Source organism: Limnothrix redekei LRLZ20PSL1 (assembly GCF_043235035.1).
In the GTDB taxonomy this organism is placed as follows: Bacteria; Cyanobacteriota; Cyanobacteriia; order CACIAM-69d; family CACIAM-69d; genus CACIAM-69d.
This window is the reverse complement of sequence record NZ_JAZAQF010000041.1, coordinates 1-217: the sequence shown is the minus strand read 5'-3', so window position 1 is coordinate 217 and position 217 is coordinate 1. Positions and strand designations below refer to the sequence as shown.

The 217-nt window shown below is 60.4% G+C and carries 1 protein-coding gene; it reads left to right on the top strand.

Annotated features, from left to right (window positions below; translation table 11 throughout):
• On the top strand, positions 1-217 hold a 217-nt coding region (locus VPK24_RS07020), incomplete at both ends, for a tetratricopeptide repeat protein (RefSeq protein ID WP_393011649.1).

The following is a 217-nucleotide window of genomic DNA, read 5'->3' as shown; positions in this document are numbered from 1 at the left end:
ATTGGGCAGCGACTCAAAACAACCTGGGACTGGCCTACAACGATCGCATCCGAGGGGAGCGGGCAGACAATCTGGAGCGGGCAATCACCGCCTACGAACGGGCGCTGGAAGTCAGAACCCGCGATGCCCTTCCTGAAGATTGGGCAGCGACTCAAAACAACCTGGGACTGGCCTACAACGATCGCATCCGAGGGGAGCGGGCAGACAATCTGGAGCG